This is a genomic window from Kitasatospora sp. NBC_01246, from assembly GCF_036226505.1.
Classification (GTDB): Bacteria; Actinomycetota; Actinomycetes; order Streptomycetales; family Streptomycetaceae; genus Kitasatospora.
Genome location: NZ_CP108484.1, coordinates 6,003,748 through 6,022,239, shown reverse-complemented (window position 1 = coordinate 6,022,239; position 18,492 = coordinate 6,003,748). Strand labels below are relative to the sequence as shown.

Annotated in this window: 9 protein-coding genes; 4 read left to right on the top strand and 5 right to left on the bottom strand. The window is 70.5% G+C overall.

Annotated features, from left to right (window positions below; genetic code table 11):
- The first annotated feature begins 1 nt into the window (after position 1).
- Positions 2-754 (top strand): SDR family NAD(P)-dependent oxidoreductase, encoded by a 753-nt coding sequence (locus OG618_RS26070; protein ID WP_329489963.1) that lies wholly within the window; start codon positions 2-4, stop codon positions 752-754.
- A 236-nt stretch (positions 755-990) separates the two neighbouring features.
- Here OG618_RS26070 and OG618_RS26065 read toward each other — a convergent pair whose 3' ends face one another.
- The 3 genes from OG618_RS26065 to OG618_RS26055 all read right to left on the bottom strand — a co-directional run bounded on the left by OG618_RS26065 (position 991) and on the right by OG618_RS26055 (position 5,146).
- A complete protein-coding gene (locus OG618_RS26065) occupies positions 991-2,652 on the bottom strand; it encodes an FAD-dependent oxidoreductase (protein WP_329489962.1) in 1,662 nt (553 codons plus the stop codon).
- A gap of 239 nt (positions 2,653-2,891) precedes the next feature.
- A complete protein-coding gene (locus OG618_RS26060) occupies positions 2,892-3,809 on the bottom strand; it encodes an AurF N-oxygenase family protein (RefSeq protein ID WP_329489961.1) in 918 nt (305 codons plus the stop codon).
- A gap of 245 nt (positions 3,810-4,054) precedes the next feature.
- Positions 4,055-5,146, bottom strand: a complete 1,092-nt coding sequence (locus OG618_RS26055) for an alpha/beta hydrolase (RefSeq protein ID WP_329489960.1) — start codon at positions 5,144-5,146, stop codon at positions 4,055-4,057.
- Positions 5,147-5,837: 691 nt separating this feature from the next.
- On the opposite strand from OG618_RS26055, the gene OG618_RS26050 reads away from it, so the two are divergent.
- The 3 genes from OG618_RS26050 (at position 5,838) to OG618_RS26040 (ending at position 10,002) form a co-directional block, all read left to right on the top strand.
- The gene (locus tag OG618_RS26050) at positions 5,838-8,309 is read left to right on the top strand and encodes a SpoIIE family protein phosphatase (RefSeq protein WP_329489959.1); all 2,472 of its coding nucleotides are present in this window, start codon (positions 5,838-5,840) and stop codon (positions 8,307-8,309) included.
- Positions 8,310-8,535: 226 nt separating this feature from the next.
- Positions 8,536-9,009 (top strand): carboxymuconolactone decarboxylase family protein, encoded by a 474-nt coding sequence (locus OG618_RS26045; RefSeq protein WP_329489958.1) that lies wholly within the window; start codon positions 8,536-8,538, stop codon positions 9,007-9,009.
- A 69-nt stretch (positions 9,010-9,078) separates the two neighbouring features.
- A complete protein-coding gene (locus tag OG618_RS26040; protein WP_329489957.1) occupies positions 9,079-10,002 on the top strand; it encodes an RNA polymerase sigma-70 factor in 924 nt (307 codons plus the stop codon).
- Positions 10,003-10,667: 665 nt separating this feature from the next.
- Here OG618_RS26040 and OG618_RS26035 read toward each other — a convergent pair.
- Entirely contained in the window at positions 10,668-11,087 is a 420-nt protein-coding gene (locus OG618_RS26035) for a hypothetical protein (RefSeq protein ID WP_329489956.1), read from the bottom strand.
- Complete coding sequence (locus tag OG618_RS26030) at positions 11,087-18,322, bottom strand: RHS repeat-associated core domain-containing protein (protein ID WP_329489955.1); 7,236 nt, start codon at positions 18,320-18,322, stop codon at positions 11,087-11,089. Before OG618_RS26030 ends, OG618_RS26035 begins: the two co-directional genes overlap by 1 nt.
- Positions 18,323-18,492 lie beyond the last annotated feature (170 nt).

Here is an 18,492-nt window from a genome sequence, read left to right as displayed (position 1 = left end):
GATGGAGCAGCGACGGACCGCGGTGGTGTCGGGCGGCGGGACGGGGATCGGCCGGGCCGTCGCCGCCGAACTCGCCGGACGCGGTTACCGGGTGGCGATCGTCGGACGACGGGCCGAGGTGCTGGCGAAGGCCGCCGCGGAGATCGGGGGCGACGTGGTGCCGGTCGCGGCCGACCTCACGGTGGCCGCCGAGGTCGCGGCGGCGGCCGAGGCGATCGCGGCACTCGGCCCGGTGGACGTGCTGGTCAACAACGCGGGCGCGGTGATCACCCCGCCCGCCGACGCCTCCCTCGAAGCCCTGGCCGAGGCCTGGCGGCGGGACCTGGACACCAACCTCCTGTCCGCCGTCCTGCTCACCGGCGCGCTCGCCGACCGGCTGCGCCGACCGGGCGGCCGGGTGATCCTGATCAGCTCCGCCGCCGCCCAGCGCGGCGGGGCGGGCCCGCACTCGGCCGGTTCCTACGCCGCCGCCAAGGCCGCCCTGCACGGCTGGGGCTTCGGCCTCGCCCGGCAGTTCGGCCCGGAGGGCATCACCGTCAACATGCTCGCCCCCGGCTACGTCGAGTCCACCGAGATCTTCGGCAGCGGCTGGACGCCGGAGTTCCACGCCGACAAGATCGCCGCCACCCTGGTCGGCCGGGCCGGCACCCCGGAGGACGTGGCGGCGGCCGTCGCCTACCTGGCCTCCCCGGAGGCCGGCTACGTCACCGGCCAGGTCATCGGGGTCAACGGCGGCGCCGTCCTGGGGCGTTGAGGCCGATCAGCGGACCCGCACCGGGCGGGCCGGTCCCGCCCGGTGCGGACCCATCGGCAGGCCGGCGGCTCCCGGGCCGGGCGCCTCACCACCGGCTTGCTACGCCAACCCGCGCCAGCTACGGCCGGGACAGCGAACCCGCGCGCGGCCGGGTGCCCTCGCGCGGGACCGGGCGACGACTGGCCGGGGCCCGGGCGGGCGCGGGAGGGGGCGGGCGCGGGGGGCGGGCCCGGGGGTCAGCGGCGGCCGGCCGCCAGGAGGGCGGGGAGGGTGGCGAACTTGACCCGGGGGCGGCCGGCGGCCTCACCGAGGGCGCGTTCGGCGCGGTCGATGGCCCGCAGCTGCTTCAGCCCGACGGCGTCCGGCCGCCGACTGCGGACCAGCCGGGCCAACTCCCGTCGGGTGCCGGACGAATCGGGCAGCGCACCGGCCGCGGCATCGTCCAGCAGGGCGTCCACGGTCTCCTGCGCGCAGGCCCGGTTGGCCCCGATCCCGCCGGACGGGCCGCGCTTGGCCCAGCCCACGACGTAGGTGCCGGGCAGCGGCCGGCCGGTCTCCGGGTCGATCACGCGGCCGCCCCGGTGCGGCACGGCCGCGGCGGCGGCGTCGAAGGGCAGACCGGGCACGGGGACGCCCCGGTAGCCGATGGACCGCACCACCAGCCCGGCCCGGAGGGTGCCGTGCTCGCCGGTGGGTTCGGCACGCGGACCGTCGGGGCCGGCCACGAGCGCCGTCCCGTCGAGCCGGACGCCCTCGACGCGGCCCGTGCCCAGGAGTTCGGTGGGCGCGGCGAAGAAGCGCAGCACGATCCGGCGGCCGGGGCGCGGCGGCTCGCCGCCGTCGACGTGCTCCAGCGGCAGCCCGGCGAGCAGCGCGGCCTTCGAGCCCTCCGGCGCGGCGGCGATCGCGGCGCGGACCTCGGGGTGGTCCTCGACGACGAGTTCGACGCCGGGCAGGTGCTGGAGCGCGAGGAACTCGGACCGCGTCCAGGCCGCCTGCTCGGGCCCCCGGCGGGCGAGCAGCACCACCTCCCGCACCCGGCTGTCCCGCAGGGCGGCGAGGGCGTGGTCGGCGATGTCGGTCGCGGCGAGCCGGTCCGGGTCGAGCAGCAGGATCCGGGCGACGTCCACGGCGACGTTGCCGTTGCCGACGACGACCGCCCGCTCGGCGGAGAGGTCGACGGCCTCGGCCGGGACGGTCGGGTCGGCGTTGTACCAGCCGACGAATGTGGTGGCGGGCAGGCTGCCGGGGAGGTCCTCGCCGGGCAGGCCGAGCCGGCGGTCGGTGGCGGCGCCGACCGCGTACACGACCGCGTGGTGGTGGGCGGCCAGTTCGGCGTGGCTGAGGTCCTTGCCGATCTCGACGTTGAGGTGGACCCGCAGCCGGGGGTGGTGGAACACGCTCGCGAAGCTCTCGGCGATCCGCTTGGTCGACTGGTGGTCGGGGGCGACGCCGTGCCGCAGCAGGCCACCCGCGACCGGCAGCCGGTCGATCATGGTGATCTCCGCGCCGGTGGTGCGCAGCAGCGACTGGGCGGTGTAGCTCGCGGACGGGCCGGTGCCGACGATCGCTATCCGCAGCGGCCCGAGGTCGTCCGGCAGGCTCCGGGGGAAGGTCGGCGCCCCCCAGCTGTGGTCGGCCGGGTGGTCCCGGTAGTAGTCGCGGTTGAGCTCCCCGAAGACGGTGTCGGGGCCGGCGAGCCGGTCGACGGGGTAGACGGCGTCGACCGGGCAGGCGTCCGCGCAGGCGCCGCAGTCGATGCAGGCGACCGGGTCGATGAAGAGCATGTCGGTACGGCCGAACTCCGGCTCTTCCGGGGTGGGGTGGATGCAGTTGACCGGGCAGACGGACACGCACGAGGCGTCGTTGCAGCAGGTCTGGGTGATCGCGTAGGCCATGGCCGGGTGGGGTCCTCGCTGCGTGGGGGGGCGGTCGGGTCACGCCGGGTCGGGTCGGGCGCAGGCGTCGAGCCGGTCGGCGCGGGCGTCGGCCGGCTCTCGGGGTCGGGACGAATCGGGGTCGGGACGGGGTCGGGACGGGGCGGCGTCGCGGTCGCGTCGGCGAGCGCCGGCTCGGGTCGGCTCGGGTCGGCTCGGGTCGGCTCGGGTCGGCTCGGGTCGGCTCGGGTCGGCTCGGGTCAGAGCATGTCGACGCGGCGGTAGACCGCGGCCGCGGAGCTGTTGAGCAGCCCGGCCTCGCCGAGGAAGGCCATCAGGTGGCTGGAGCTGGTGCGCATCATCGCCTTGCGGTGCTGGTTGGCCCGCACCTCGGCCAGCGCCCGCTCGGTGTCCAGCCCGGCGGCCCGGTACACGCCCCGGTGGACCATGCTGCTGACGATGACGTAGGCCGCCACCGCGATGCCGGTCCCGGCGGCCCGCCGACGGGCGCGGCCGGTGCCGCGCAGCCGCTCGCGGATCTCCTGGCGGGCGAACTTCATGTGCCGCGATTCCTCGACGACATGGATCCGGGACGTCCTGCGGACGATGTCCAGGACGTTCTCGCCGCGCATCCAGTCGCGCTGCATGACGTCGAGCACCTCTTCGGCCACCAGGATCCCGCCGTAGGCGAGTTCACCCTTGGCGGTGGCCTTGAAGAGGCGGCCGGCCTGGGCGATCACCGCGGCCGGCCGGTACTGCGGGACGCCCATCTTCTCGCAGGCGCGCGCGAACATGATCGAGTGCCGGCACTCGTCGGCTATCTCGGTGAGGGCGAAGCGGAACTCCGCGCTGGCCGGGTTCTTCAGGTACTGGTCGCGCAGCACCATCTGCTGCAGGATCATCTCGAACCAGATGCCGGTGGTCATGATCGAGCAGACCTCGTGCCGGGTGAGGGTGACCCGCTGCCGCTCGGTCATCTCGTCCCACAGCCGGGTGCCGTAGAGCGTGCTCCACTCGGGGTTGAGCCCGTAGCCGTCCTCGGGGAGCGGCGCGTCCCAGTCGATCTCGGTCGCCGGGTCGTAGGAGAGGGTCGCGGCCGAGTCGAGCAGTCGCTTCGAGACGTCGTCGTCGGCCGAGGTGTGAGCGTGGATCCCTGCTGCCGTGCCGGGGTGAGCCATGGCTGCCTCCAGGTGCGTGCCCTGCGCGGGGTTCCCGCCCGCCCCGCTTATTAGACGGAGAGTACAATAAGAGGCCGGGCGCGAGAAGCCCTCGCGCACCGGCCTCCGGCGGAACCCGGGCGGCGCGTCAGCATGGCGGCCCGTCAGGCGTCGCATCCCCTCAGGCGTTGCGGGCCGTCAGGCGTGGCAGGCCGTCAGGCGTTGTGGTCCCTCAGGCATCGCGGCCCGTCACGCTGCCGGGGGTTTCACGCGTTCGGGCTGAGCGCCAGCCGGAGTGCCCCGGCGGCCTCCGCCGTGGCCTCGCGGAACCGCCGGCCTATCCCCAGATAGTTGATGTAGCCGTGGATCAGGTCGGGCTGGCGGCTGAGCGCGACCACCACGCCCGCCTCGCGCAGCCGCTCGGCGTACGCCTCCCCCTCGTCGCGCAGCGGGTCGAAGCCCGCGGTGGCGATGTACGCGGGCGGCAGGCCGGTCAGGTCGGGGGTGAGCAGCGGGGAGAGCCGGGGGTCCGAGCGGTCCACGCCCTCGGGTGCGTAGTGGTCGGCGAACCAGTCCATGTGCGCGCTGGTGAGGAGGAACCCGTCGGCGAACAGCTCCCGGGACGGCCGGTGCCGGGAGGCGTCGACGGCCGGGTAGAAGAGCAGCTGGAACGCGGGCGCGGGCCCGCCGCGCCGGACCGCCAGCTGGGCGGTGACGGCCGCCAGGTTGCCGCCGGCGCTGTCGCCGCCGACCGCGATCCGATCCGGGTCCACGCCGAGGTCGGCGGCCTCGGCGTGGGCGTGGTCGAAGGCGGCCAGCGCGTCGTCCACGGCGGCCGGGAAGACGTGCTCCGGGGCCAGCCGGTACTCGACCGAGAGCACCCGGACACCCGCGTGCCGGGCGAGGAAGCGCGCGGTGTTGTCGTGGCTGGTCCGGGTGCCGAGCACCCAGCCGCCGCCGTGGAAGAAGACCAGCAGCCCGGACGGGGCGGCCAGGCCGTCCGGCGTGTACAGGGTGGCCGGCAGTTCGCCGTACTCGACCGGGATCCGGATCTCGCGGGTGGCCACCGGCTCGATCACCGGGCCGCTCACCAGGTGGCGGCCGTGGTCCAGCCCGACCCGCGACGCGGCCACTCCGGCGGGCCTGACCAGGTGGTTCCCGGAGATCCGCTGGAGGCTCAGCAGCAGTTGGGCGTCGAGGGCCAGCCGCTGGCCGTCCCGTCGGACGGGCGCGCCGGCGATCAGCCGGCGCAGCGGCCGCGGCAGCGCGTAGGCCGCGCGGACGGCGGCGGCCTGGGCACGGACCTGGACCGGGATCAGGGCCGGTGCCGGTGCCGGTGCCCGGGTCGGGATCGTCATGGTGCCTCCTGCGTGGTCGGGGCCCGGGCCGGCCGCTCGCGGTGGCCGGCACGACGGCTCGGGATCGAGGCGGCTCAGCGTAGTGTTACTCGCCGGTTCGGCCCAGCGGGCCCCTTCGTGTGTCCGGTCGGTGACGGCCCGGGCCTCGCGCGATGTCCGCGCGGCGGATGCCGGGCGCCCGGCGGTCCTCGAACGGACGGGCGCGGGGCGGGACGGGCCCCGGCCCGGCGCACCGACCACACCCCGAGCCCGTGGGACACCCCGGCAACGCCTGACGGGACGCCTCGGCCCGGGCCCCGCACAGGCCCCGGCCCGGCCGTCGCCGGTAGCCCGCCGTGACTGGCGGCGACGCGCGCCGGAGGGATGATGGAGAAGCCCCGGGCCAGGCAGCGGGGAGTACGGACCGGCGCGCTCGCGGCCGGAGGAGAGGAGCGACCGGATGAGCACGGTGGACCTCCTCCCCCTCGGCCCCCGGTCACCGGTGGGCCGCGCCCGGCACCCGGTCCCCCCGGCGGACGCCGGCTCTGCCCGGCGGGCGGTGACCCGGCGGCCCGGCGACGGCGGGGCAGCACATCACCCGGATGGCGGCCTGCGGCGGCACGCGGCCCGACGGCGGGAGGGAGGGTGACCATCGGACGGACGGACGAACCGCAGACGGCCGAGACCGCACGACACATCCGAGGTGCGCACCATGGACAGCCGACGACCCCCCTTCGTCGACAGCGCGGCCGGTGCCCTGCTGGACGCGGACGGCAGGATCGTCCGCTGGACCCGGGAGGCCGAGCAGCTGCTGTCCCTGCCCGCCTCCGAGGTCTGCGGCCGCCCGGTCCGTGAGCTGCTGGCCGACCCGGCCACCTGGACCGCTCTGCTGGCCGAACGCCGGGCCGAGCGCGCGGCGGCAGCGGAGCGAGCGGCGGCAGCTGAGCGGGCGGCCTCCGCCGAGCCGGCGGCGACGCAGTCCCCGGAGCAGTCCTCCGACACCTGGTCCGGCACCGCGCTGGTGCGCTCCGGCCGGGGCGAGGAGCTGGGGATCGTCTTCCAGGTGCTCCCGCTGGAGGACAGCGACGGCCGGAAGCCGTCCGGCGCGGCCCGGTACTTCGTGCTCGGCGCCCCCGCCGAACTCGTCACCCAGTGGCGGCAGGACCAGGCGTTCACCCGGGAGCTGTTCCTCCAGGACCGGGTGGGCCTCGCCGTGTTCGACCCCCAGCTGCGACTGGTCAGGACCAACACCCACCTGCTCCCCTACTCCGGCCTCCCGCCGGACCTGACCGGACGGCGCCTCGGGGACTTCCTGGAGCCCGAGGGCGCCGAGGCGGTCGAAGCGCAACTGCACGAGGTGCTGCGGACGGGCCGGCCGCTGGTGATCTCCGGGGAGCTGGTGCGGACGATCGAGGAGCCGGGCGGCGGCGCGGCGATGGCGATCTCGGCCTTCCGGCTGCAGGCCGCCGACGGCCAGGTGATCGGGGTGACGGCGCTGTTCACCGACGTCACCGCGCTCCACCGCTCCGGCGAGCGGCTCGCCGTGCTGCACCGCGCGACGGCGGCGGTCGGCGGATCGCTCTCGGTCACCGGCACCGCCGGGGACCTCGCCGCCGTCCTGGCGCCCGGGCTGGCCGACCTGGCCGTGGTCGAGATCGCCGAGGCGGTGTTCACCGGCGAGGAGCCGGCGCCCGGCCGGGACGGCCGGCTGCTGCTCCGCCGGACCGCCGTCACCGGGGACGCGGACCTGCTGGAGGACGCGGGGCTGGACCGGGTGGCGGAGACGACGGCGGTGGAGTTCGACACCGAGGGCTCACCGATCGCCCCCGCCGGCCCTCCTGCCCTGACCCCTGCGGACGCCTCCCCGAGCACGGCCGGCACGATGACCGCGCCGCTGCGCGCCCGGGGCAGCCTCCTCGGCCGGGTGACCGTCCACCGCGCCGCCGGCCGCCTCGCCTACGAACCGGCGGATCTGGACCTGCTGCGCGAGATCGCCGCCCGCACTGCCCTCGCGCTGGACAACGCCCGCCGCTACACCCGCGAGCACCGCGCCGCCGTCAGCCTCCAGCGCAGCCTGCTGCCGCCCGCGCACTTCGAGACCGCCGCCGTGACCACCGCCAGCGTCTACCTGCCCACGGACACCGCCAGCGGCGTCGGCGGCGACTGGTTCGACGTGATCCCGCTCTCCTCGGCCCGGGTCGCGCTGGTCGCCGGGGACGTGGTCGGCCACGGGCTGGAGGCCAGCGCCACCATGGGCCGGCTGCGCACCGCCGTCCGGACCCTCGCCGACCTCGACCTGGAACCCGACGAGCTGCTGGTCCATCTCGACGACCTGGTCTGCCAGTTGCTGATCGAGGGCGAGAGGCCGGAGGAGGACGGCGAGTGGCCCGCCGGTCAGCGGACCGGCCCGTTCGGCGCCACCTGCGTCTACGCCGTCTACGACCCGGTCTCGCGGCGGTGCGCGATGGCCTCCGCCGGACACCCGCCGCCCGCCGTCGCGGCGCCGGACGGCACCGTCGAGTACGTGCCGGTGCGCCCGGGCCCGCCGCTGGGCGTCAGCGGTCTGCCGTTCGAGGTGGCGGAGGTCGAGCTGGCGCCGGGCAGCGTACTGGCGCTCTACACCGACGGGCTGATCGTGGGGTACGGGGGCGACCTCGACGAGGGGCTGGCCGAACTGCGCAGCCGGATGGCCCGCCCCGGCGCCGCCGCCGCACCGCTGCGGGAGCTCGGCCGCGCCATCGTCGACGGTCAGCCGGCGCACCGGCTGGCCGACGACGTCACCCTGCTGCTCGCCCGCACCCGGGCGGTGCCGACCGACGCCACCGCCACCTGGTCGGTGGGGGCCGACCCGGCGGCCGTCGCCCGGGTCCGCGGGAGTGCGACGGCGCGGCTGCGCGACTGGGGCCTGGAGGAGCTGGTCTTCACCACCGAGCTGGTGCTGAGCGAGCTGGTCACCAACGCCATCCGCTACGCCGGCGGCCCGGTCGAGGTGCGGCTGATCCTGGCGGAGCGGCTGACCTGCGAGGTCTCCGACCCCAGCGCCACCCAGCCGCGGATGCGCCGGGCCCGGCTCACCGACGAGGGCGGCCGGGGCCTGTACCTGGTCGCCCAGCTCACCAGCCGCTGGGGCAGCCGCTACACCCGCAACGGCAAGACCATCTGGGCCGAGCAGGAGCTGCCGTAGCCACCCCGGCCTGGGCCCGGGCCCGCCCTCGACGCCGGCCACCTTCAGGCTGACCATGTCCTCCGCCCCGCCCACCGCACCGGCGCGGGCGCCCTCGCCGTCCCGGTGTCCAGCAACCGCACCAGCCGGCCCGCCGGAGACGCGGGTCACATCCGTGCGTGTCACAACCCGGCCGCCCGGTCCGTCTCAAGGGGTGCAGGGACGGACGACAACGGAGGAGCACCCCATGGACGCGCGACTGAGCCTGTTCGCCACCCCGGCCGCCGGGAAGGCCTTCAAGCACCTGATGGCGCTGGGCAGGACGCTCAAGGACGGGCCGCTGCCGGCGGCGACGCAGGAGCTGGTGGCGCTGCGGGTGAGCCAGATCAACGGCTGCGCGGTCTGCATCGACATGCACGGCAAGGAGGCCGCGGCCGCCGGCGAGACCGCGGCGCGGCTCAACCTGGTGGCGGCGTGGCGGGAGGCGACGGTCTTCACCGAGGCCGAACGGGCCGCGCTGGAGCTGGCGGAGCAGGGGACGCGGGTCGCGGACGCGGCCGGCGGGGTCGACGACGAGGTGTGGGCGCGGGCCGCCGCGCACTTCGACGAGGAGCAGTTGGCCGCCCTGACGATGCTGGTCTCGCTCATGAACATGGTGAACCGGCTCAACGTCATCACCCGGCAGCCCGCCGGCGACTACGAGGTCGGTCAGTTCCACTGAGTACGCGACGGGCGGGGCGACGGGCCCCCGCCCGCGGATGGTTCGGACGATCAGGAGAGGGGATCCGGCGTGAGCAAGGTCGAGGAGTTCGAGGAGCTGCGGTCGCTGCTGTTCTCGATCGCCTACCGCATCCTGGGCAGCGTGAGCGAGGCCGAGGACGCGGTGCAGGAGACGTGGCTGCGCTACGACGGCTCGGCGACCCGGCCCACGTCGGTCAGGGCCTTCCTGTCGGCGACGGTGACGCGGATCTCGATCGACGTCCTGCGCTCGGCCCGGGTGCGGCGGGAAGCGTACGTGGGTGCGTGGTTCCCCGAGCCGCTGCTGGACGACCCCTACCAGGACCCGGCGCGGTCGGCGGAGCTGGCCGACTCGGTGTCGATGGCGGCGCTGCTGCTGCTGGAGCGGCTCAGTCCGCTGGAGCGGGCGGCGTTCGTGCTGCGGGAGGTGTTCGGCTTCGGGTACGACGAGGTGGCGGCGACGGTCGGCCGGTCCGAGGCCGCCTGCCGACAGCTGGTGGTGCGGGCCCGCCGGCACATGGAGGCCGGACGGCCGCGCTTCGAGGCGGTCCGCACGGAGCAGGAGGAGCTGTCGGCGCGGTTCTTCGAGGCCCTGCGCGAGGGTGATGTGGCCGGTCTGCAGGAGCTGCTGGCCGCCGACGTGACGATGGTCGGCGACGGCGGCGGCAAGACCCCGCAGCTGGCCAGGGCCATCGTCGGCGCCGGGAACGTGGCCCGGCTGCTGGCCGCCTTCTTCCCTCGGCTGGCGCTGGTCGACGTGACCTGCGAGCCGCACGAGGTCAACCGCCAGCCGGGCGCGATCCTCCGCGACCGGGACGGCAGGGTGCTCCAGGCGCTGTCGCTCGACGTGCTCGACGGCCGGATCCAGGCCATCCGCCTGGTCCTCAACCCCGACAAGCTCGGCCACCTCGGCCCGGTCGCCGACGCCTGGGCCGTCCACGACGAGGTCCGGAAGGCCGGCCGCCCGAGGCGGTAGCGGCGGCTGGCCTTCGCTGGCCCCGCGCGAACGTGGGGCCAGCGGTGCACCCGAACTACCTGAAGGCCATTCGACCATGCGCGGGGAGCCGACGTATCAGACTGACCATTGCCGATCCCTTCCGACCCAGAGCATCACCACGCTCGAAATGCCACCGTGACCAGCAGTGCCAGGAGCACGAGGTGGCGGGCGAGAAATGCCAGGACAGTGGCTTCTAAACCATTCCCCGGCCAGACGGAGCTCCGATAGAGCGAGCCACGCTCACCGGCGCTTCGCCACGCTGCTCTGTAGGGCCAGACTCCGCCGCATCCGCCTCCATAATCTGAAGCTCTCGGCGGCGCGCCCCTCCCGTTGGAACAGGGCGTCGAACTCATCGTCATCAAAGAACTCCTTGGCCACGCCCTCATCGGTGTCTCCGCCGCGGTTTACGCCCACGTCCGGCTCCGCCTCAGTTCAACGCCTCTCGACCTCCTCGCAACGCCCTCTGCAACCTGGCAGACGACAGGGCCGAGCACGGGCAAAGGCGGTGAGCCACCGATTTGTGCAGCCCTCGCCTCCTGACGTGGCCGCCAAGACCCGAAGAAGCCTCGCCGCATGCCACTGCGGCGAGGCTTCTCACACGGTCAAGGAAAACGACCCAGACATCACTCAATCAATTCCAGCAGCTACTGGTCATTACCCGGTCGCGCCAGCCCGAAGAATCTGAAGATGTTCATCTCCTGAGCGTCAACAGTATTCACGTCAGCGGGATCGGCTGGCGCCAGGACATCAACCACTTCGGCACTGGCCATATCTACGCCATCTCGCAACACGTAGGCTTCTCTACCATTGCTGAATTGCTGCAGCATTCCGGACGAATGTACGTCTTGACGAGCCCCCTGACAGCAGATGATCAGGCCATTATCCTCCACTCCTCGCCGTGCCCGCCTGAGAGAAGACGAGATATTGCACCCTACGAACTCACCAATACTTGAGCCGTCCAGCACCACTTCAATGACTACCTCCTCCACCCCATGAAGGCGAAGCTCAATTGGCCGCAGGGAGCCATCTGGACTCACTGCCTGCAGATTAATGATCTCGACCATCAGCGCCCATAGTTCGGATTGGAACGGAAGCTTCCGTCTGGCATGTGGCAGCCGACGATGCACTCCGTCGGAATTCTCCCCGGTACTGCAAACTCCCTCTCGTGACTCATCGGATTCCCCGGGAGAGTTTTATTGACGTCAATTCCTTCTGGGCCACCACGAATCTGGTACACATACTTTCCGCCTATGGCGCGAGAAACAGCGTAGTTGTGACTGTTGGTCGTTGCCACATAGCCCGAAGGTGGAGTGATATCGCCCGACACGCCGTAGACATGCTCTTCAAGACTCATGTTCGATCCGCGGGGCGTAAATCCAGTTGGAAATATCTCGTCAGGGCCACGCGTATCAACGCGGTAGGTGTCCCCTGGAACGCTGTCGCAATTATGCACGAGGACTGGCGTAGCCCCGGCTAGCACATAGTACGCGTGAAGATTAGCGACAGTGAGATTATGGGCAATAGTGGGCGGAGTCGCGTAAGTGCGGATTGCTGCTACAACGACAGAACTGTGATCGGGCGACAAAAGGACGTGGCCCGGCTGTAGCTTCTCCGCATCGACCCACTTCTGGGCTGTCTCATCCCAGTACGGGTGGTGCGCGGTGGACACTACTCCGGATGGAGCGCGCTGAGCACCCTCCTCGACAGCGGTGGTGAGCGTCAGCTCAGTGAACTGGGTGTCATCATAGCCCGTGATCTCATCTGTGACCGGCTCTTGTGCGGTAACGCCCGTCCGAGGATCCGTTGCAGTTACGACATCGCCAGTTTTCACCTCTTCGATCGGCCTGGAGCTTCCGTCGGCCATCAGAACGAGAGCTCCGGCCGGGAAGCTGTTACACGGGCCCTCTACAGCCTTGGAGATCTTTCGACCAGCGACTGCCATGAGGAGCATCGCGGTGGCTTCGCCGCCGGTGTAGGCGACCTCGCCATTGTTCAGCTGGTCGTTCATTGCATTGATACCGTCGATGGACCCGCTGACGGTCTTGATCGACATGGTGATCGGATTGGAGGATATGGCGACGGCCTTGCATGCGTCTCCACTCCGCCCGACGACGCAGTCCTTCAAATCCGTCCACGGCTGGACCGCACCCTTGACAGCGCCGACGAAGCCGTCCTTGAAACCGTCAAGGAACCCTCGCTTCTTTGGCTTGGGCGGCGGTCCGATGGGCCTCACGGGCTTATAGCCCGGAGCACTGTCGACCAATCGGAAGAGCGCGGAATCCGAAACGTAATTCTCAGTGGTTTCAGCCGCATTAGACATGGTGATGGTGCCAGCGGAGCCACAGTCGTACAGCGTGCCGCATTCCTCAGACTTGAGACCGCTGGGGTCGCTGAGGTTGACCGGATTGTTCTCGCTGTAGGCGTAGCCGTTCCATTGCTGGGGGTCGCCTGCGTCGAATATCGGGTCCGGGCTGATGAAGCGGCCGGTTGTGGGGTCGTATTGGCGTGCTCCGAGGTTGGTGAGGCCGGTGGTGTCGTCCTTGCTGCCGCCGACGAAGCCCTTGCTGCCGGCCCAGGCGGTGGGGGCGGGCTGGGTGCCGCGGGGACCGCCGAAGGGGTCGGTGGACCGTCGAGTGACAGGCTGGCCCGCGCTCGTGTTGATCTGAACGCCGTTGGTGCCGTGGGGATCAGCAGCTTGGATGAGTACCTTGCCGCCGCCGATGGCGGCGGTGACGCGGGTGTAGGTAAGGCCTCCGGGCCCGGCGATAGCGCGGACGTTGCTCATCGAACCGCTGACGGTGTCGAGGGTCAGCTCGTCGGTGGGCAGGTTGAGCGTGGTCTTGCCCGGGTTCCGGCGGATGAGCTGATTTCCGTCGGCGTCGTACAGGTAGGTCGTGGGGCCACTCTGACCGGTCTTGGCAACGGATTCGAGCCTATCCTCACCGTTCCAGGCCAGGGTGGTGGTACCACCGGTGTCGGTGATCGCGGTGGTGTTGCCCTTTTCGTCGTACTGGTAGGAGACGGCCTTGGTTGTGCCGGGACCGGTCGTGGTGGATGTGAGGAGCGCATGGGGCCCGCCGGTACCGCCGCCGGTGTTGGGCGCGCTGGTGGGGGTGTTGGTGCTCTGGGCCGGTCCGAAGGTCTGGGAGGTGGTGATGTCGTCGAGGGCATTACCCGCGATGTCGTGCTGAACGAGGCCAGTGCGGTTGCCGGAGGCGTCGTAGGTGTAGTTGTTCCAGTAGGGGGCGGGACCTCCGATGGTGCGGCCACCAGGGCTGACTACAGCCGGCTCAGAGGCGTTCTTGCAGCCGCCGATGCCAGGGACTGTGGTGGAGCTGCCGGTGCCGTGAACGTTGCCGGAGGAGTCGGTCCAGTCGGCAGTGGTAGAGGTACCTCCGGTGTCGGTCCAGGCACCCGTCAGGCGGCCGAGGTGGTCATAACTGAAGCACTGGGTGTCGACGCCGGCAGCGTCCTGGATGTCAGTGGCCGAGGTGATTCGGCCGGAGGGGGTGTAGGTGTAGCTGGTCTGGTCGACCGCGACGGTGCCGAGTTGCTTGTCGATGAAGGAGTTGATGACCCGGCTGGTTGCCCAGTCGTACTGCTGAGTCGAGATGACTTGCTTGCCGTACTCGCCGGCCGTCGTACGGACCGGCCTTGCGAGTGCGTCGTACTCCACCTTGGCGACAACAGCCTTGCCGAGGCTCGTGGCTCCGGTGAGCAGGCCCGTGATGGTGCGGCCGTAGCTCACGGTCTCGGCCTGCAGGCCCCCGGCGGCAGGAATGCTGGTGGTCTTCAGAGAGCCGATGACCGGGCTGTAGGAGTTGGTGGTGGTATAGGTCCCTGCAAGAGCCCCCTCGGCTGCGGGGATGGTGGTGGAGGTGCCAAGCGGCCGGTAGGCCGTGTCGTAACCGGTCACGGCTGTGGTGTAGGCCGCGCCGGAGGCACCGCCGACATAGCGGGTCGAGGAGGTCGGCTGTCCCTTGATAAGGGTGTCGTACGACCACGAGGCCAGCTGGTTCGCCGGGGCGACACTGCCGCTGTAGCTGCCGGTCCTGCGGCCGAGCAGATCATAGGTGTACGCGAGGGTGGTGCCCTTGGCGTCAGTGGTGTGGTCGATCTGTGAGTCGACGTCGTAGAACGTCTGGGTAGCGCCACTGTCCGGGTCGACCCGAGAGACCTGTCGGCCGCGTAGGTCGTAGGTGTAGCTCCAGGTATTGCCACTGCTATCGGTTCGACGGGACGTCAGGCCGCCAGTGGTGTACCCGTAGGTAGTGATGTCGGCGTCAGCGGGGTTACCCGTGGCTTCGTTCGTGCGATATTGCCAGCTGGCAGCGGTGCGACCACGCGCGTCGGTCACCACCGACATCGGTGTGCCACCCGCGGGCGGCGTGACATCAGTCCGGTCGGCGCCAGGGTAGGCCGTAGTGGTAGCCCATTGAAGGTTCCCGTAGGAACGGAACTCCGAGCGAACTACACGGCCGTTGCCGTCATAGACGTTCCACGTCTGGCCGGGGACCTGACCGTCGGCCAGCGGGACAAAGATCGACTCTGTGGGAAAGGAGCCCTTCTCGTAGTACGGGTTGGAGGTCTTGATAACCCAGCCGTGGGTGTCGTAGAGGGTATCGGTGATCAGGCGCCCCGTGGGCTTGGCGGCGCTGGTGCTCTGACTCTGACGCGGCCGACCCAGACCGTCGAGAATGTCGATGCTGGCGGAGTAGGTCACCGCATCATCGTTGATCGATTCGGTCGTGATCGCGGAAGGGCCAAGGGTGCCCTTGACGGAGTAGGTGAACTTCTTGCTCGGGAGACCGCCTGTCGGCCGGTCAGGTGTCCACACTGCCTTGGTGCGGCCCATGGCATCGTATTGGGCCGTAGTGACGCGGTCGTTGATGTCCTTGTTGGTCAGCACTGATCCGCGCGCCGGATCCTGGGTGACGGTCGTGGTCCAACCCGCGCCCAGCGGCCCAGTAGCACGCACCTCGGTCGGCAGCTCGCCGGAGGCAGGGGTGAAGGCGACCGATGTGATGGCCGGTGAGACCGACGGGCTCGTCAGTTGCTCGCCGTCGCTGCCGTAGGTCGAGCCATCGGGAGTAGCGGTCGACGTGCTTCGGCCGTACGCATCGAAGGTCGCGCTGTTGCTTTGCGAATAGACAGGCTTCCCAGCCGAATCGAAATGATCGAGGACCTGGGAGCTGGTGGGGTCGCCGGTCGTGCCGGCCTGCCTGAACGGCCTACCGTCGTAGAGGGTGCGACTGGCGGAGATGGTGTTGGCGGCTGTGGGATCGGGGCCGCAGGTGCCCTGGATCGTCACCCGTTCCGACGCAAGGGCGAGTTGCTGCGGGTTGCCACTATTCGCGTACTTGGTCGTGGTACAGGTCTCGGGGGTGGCGGTGCTGCCGTCGCCCTTGTCATCGGTCTGGACGACGCGGTTGCCGTGGGACGGGTCGCTGGTCGTGGTACCACTTGCAGTACGCCAGTCGCCGTTGGCGAGCTTGCTCTTGGAGATCGCCGTGACCTGGTTGTCCGGGTAGCGGGCGTAGATCTTGGGTGCGCCGGCAGTCTGGGCGTGGGTCGAGGTGACCGGGTGCCCGTCATAGGAATCGATCGAGGCCGTCTGAGCGAAGGTGCCGGAGATCGCCTGGACAGTTCCGCCGGCTTGGTCGTAGACCTCGGTCGCGATGACCCGGCCGCTCAGCCAGTCGCTGTCGGTGATGCTGCCGCCCAAGGGACTGGCAACCTGAACACTCCGCTGGCTGGTATCGCCAGCGAGGTAGTCACCGTCCATCCCGCGCAGGTAGGTGGCCGTCTGCTGGGTCTTCGGCGCCTCACTGATGGAGCCGCTGCCGCTGGTGGTTGTCACCGACTGGTAGCCACGGAAGCTGTCCCAGGTGCGGGTCTTGGGATCCGTGAACTCGGCGTCATTGCGGTGCCAGGCGGCGCCGCCGTTGTACGTGTACTCGGTTGTCCTACCGATCGCGGGGCTGCTGACCAGGTCCTGCTCAGTGACGGTCTTGACCAATGGCTTGTTGAACCAGTCGTCGACCGGGTTCGAAGAGGACTGACCGGGCAGGTACCACTTGACCGGCATACAGGCCATCGTGTTGTTGTCCGCGGAGGCGGGCATGTGCCCGCTCACGCGGGAACACTCGGGCTCGGAGTAGATGACGTTGATCCGGCCGCCGGTCTCGGTGGTGATCTCCTTGATGCGCGGCCGCATGAACATGTGCTCGGGCACATCGGTGCCGTCGACGCGGTTGGCGATCATCTTGAAGTCGAACGTCACGGCGGGCAGGTTCTCGATCGGAGCCTGGCCATTGCTCGGGACGCGCTGGATGGAGTCCAGCCAGAGTGTGCGCTTTGTCGCGTCCTTGGGATCGGGGAAGCTCTGGTTGAGCTTCCAGGTATCGACGGTCCGGTAGGCGGCGCTCACCAGGACCTGCGTAGTAATCTCGGTGAGACGCTTGGTGGTGAAGAACGTCGGCGCGTTGTTCACGCACGGCGCGGTGGTGCAGATCTGGTCGATGGGAACATCGGGCCAGGCGTCGGCATTGGCAGCATTCCGCTGATCCTCGGAGCAGAGGATCGCTCCTGAGGGCTTGCAGCGCTCCTCGGTCTTGAAGAGGATCTTGGCGGCCGGATCGAGGGTGCCCCTTGCGGCCCTCTGGTCGTCGAGGCGCTGGCCGTAGCCGATCTCACGCAGGCTGACCGCCCGCTGGTAGTCGGTGAGGGTCCCGTTGCCGTTCGGGGCTCCACCGCGGTTGTACTTGTTGGTCTCGGCGAGGTACCTGTAAGTCGTCAGGTTTCCGTGCGGGTCGACGACGTAGTCGAGCTGCCAGCGCCAGGCCATCTGACACCACGACCCGTTTCCGGAGGTGGCGCTGTAGCAGGGATCACCGCTGTTCGGCGAGTACACCGGCGTGGTCAGGACGGAGCCTGCGGCTGGATCCGTGCCGTCGCCTTCAGGGAGGTGGTTCCGGCCGAAGTAGTACTGGACACCGTCGGTCGTGGTGATGCGCCAGTACTCCATGCCCTGGTAGTCGATGTCACCGGTGGCCCGCGGCGCGCCGGTGAGCTGCTCGATCCTGGAGCCGTCGTCGTTCTGCAGGTGCCAGGTACCGGTGCTGTCGTCCCGCACGATCGTGCCAGAGTGTGCACCGAGCGAGAGGGTGGCGTTCTGGCCGCCCCAGCACTGGTCTGCCGAACCGGTGATTCCTGCCTTGTCGCAGTTCCTGTAGGACCGCTCTATGAAACCTGGCTCGTAGCCCCATCCGTCGCCGATCCACGAAGATTGGGAGTTCGTGGCCGAGGTCTTGCCGTCGACGGCGGCCGAGTTGTAGCCGAGCCCCACTGCCGGGGCAGCCCCGCCGAGCGCTGGCGGTGCCTGGATCGGGTAGTTGTAGGTGAAGTTGCCCGCGTTCGATCCAGCGCTCCACGCGGAGGACGGCGAGAGCGGGGTGGCGGTGTAGGTGCCCCCACGGCCGGACGGTGTCGGGGCCGCCGCGAGCACCAGCGGCGATGCCGTACCACCAGCCGCAGTTGGCGCCGTGGCAAGGCCCTCCATGGTGGCGAAGGAGGCTCTGACGGTCCCGCTCTGACGCTTCCCCGGCGTCGGCTGAGCCTCTACCGGCGGCAGGGTGACGTCGGCCGTAACCTTGCCATTGCCGTCAGACCTGGAGGGAACTGGCGTTTGAGTGCGACACTCGGGCCGATCCGGGGTGTTCAGCGCACAGGCCGGCAGCGAGACGAGCGCTGCCCGGTCGGACCAGCCGGTCGCTTGCAGCGCCTTGAGGTCCACAGTGACACTCGCGGTGCGCCCGTCGCCCTTCGGCGTCGGGTCGGCGTCCGAGACGGCGATGAGCGGCGTGGTAACGCCTGCCGCTTTGCCCTTGTCCTGGCCCGCCACGTGGACGGTGACGGTATGGGCGCTCTCACCCGTGCCATTGCCGGGAGCGATCTGTACGGCCAGAGCACCGGCCTTGGCACCGGTGGCACCTCCAGAGGCGGGTGAGGCACCACCGGTCGCAGAGCGGGCGGCCTTCGCCTCGGCACTGTCGGGCCCGATCGTGATGGTCTCGGTCCCGGTAACCACCGGTGCCGCTGCTTCCGGGTTCCAATCGGCGGGCTTAGCTGCCGACTTCACTCCCGACGGCCGGGCGTCGCGCCCCTCGACCGAGACGTTCCCGTCACCGAGAGGCGTGGTCGGAGGAATCCAGACTTCTCCCTCCGGTTCGGGGATCGTCCACGCCACTGCGGGCGGCACGGCGACACCTGTCATTGCCAAGGCAAGCAGGACCGCCACTGCAGGCGATCGCCAACGGCTCCCTGGCGGTCCCCCAGCCTGTAGCCGGGCAGGCCAGAACCTCATGTGAGATCTCCTCACTAATTATCGATACACAGTCATATGGACAAACCTGTCCTATAGTCAGTGTGACGATAAGTGACCACCTGATTGCACCGCTAGACCGTCCA

What these genes read in the sequence shown, in the direction of transcription:
- OG618_RS26065 (WP_329489962.1), bottom strand. Translation starts at nt 2,652, where the DNA reads ATGGCCTACGCGATCACCCAGACCTGCTGCAACGACGCCTCGTGCGTG.
- OG618_RS26055 (WP_329489960.1), bottom strand. Translation starts at nt 5,146, where the DNA reads ATGACGATCCCGACCCGGGCACCGGCACCGGCACCGGCCCTGATCCCG.
- OG618_RS26035 (WP_329489956.1), bottom strand. Translation starts at nt 11,087, where the DNA reads ATGGTCGAGATCATTAATCTGCAGGCAGTGAGTCCAGATGGCTCCCTG.
- OG618_RS26070 (WP_329489963.1), top strand. Translation starts at nt 2, where the DNA reads ATGGAGCAGCGACGGACCGCGGTGGTGTCGGGCGGCGGGACGGGGATC.
- OG618_RS26050 (WP_329489959.1), top strand. Translation starts at nt 5,838, where the DNA reads ATGGACAGCCGACGACCCCCCTTCGTCGACAGCGCGGCCGGTGCCCTG.
- OG618_RS26060 (WP_329489961.1), bottom strand. Translation starts at nt 3,809, where the DNA reads ATGGCTCACCCCGGCACGGCAGCAGGGATCCACGCTCACACCTCGGCC.
- OG618_RS26045 (WP_329489958.1), top strand. Translation starts at nt 8,536, where the DNA reads ATGGACGCGCGACTGAGCCTGTTCGCCACCCCGGCCGCCGGGAAGGCC.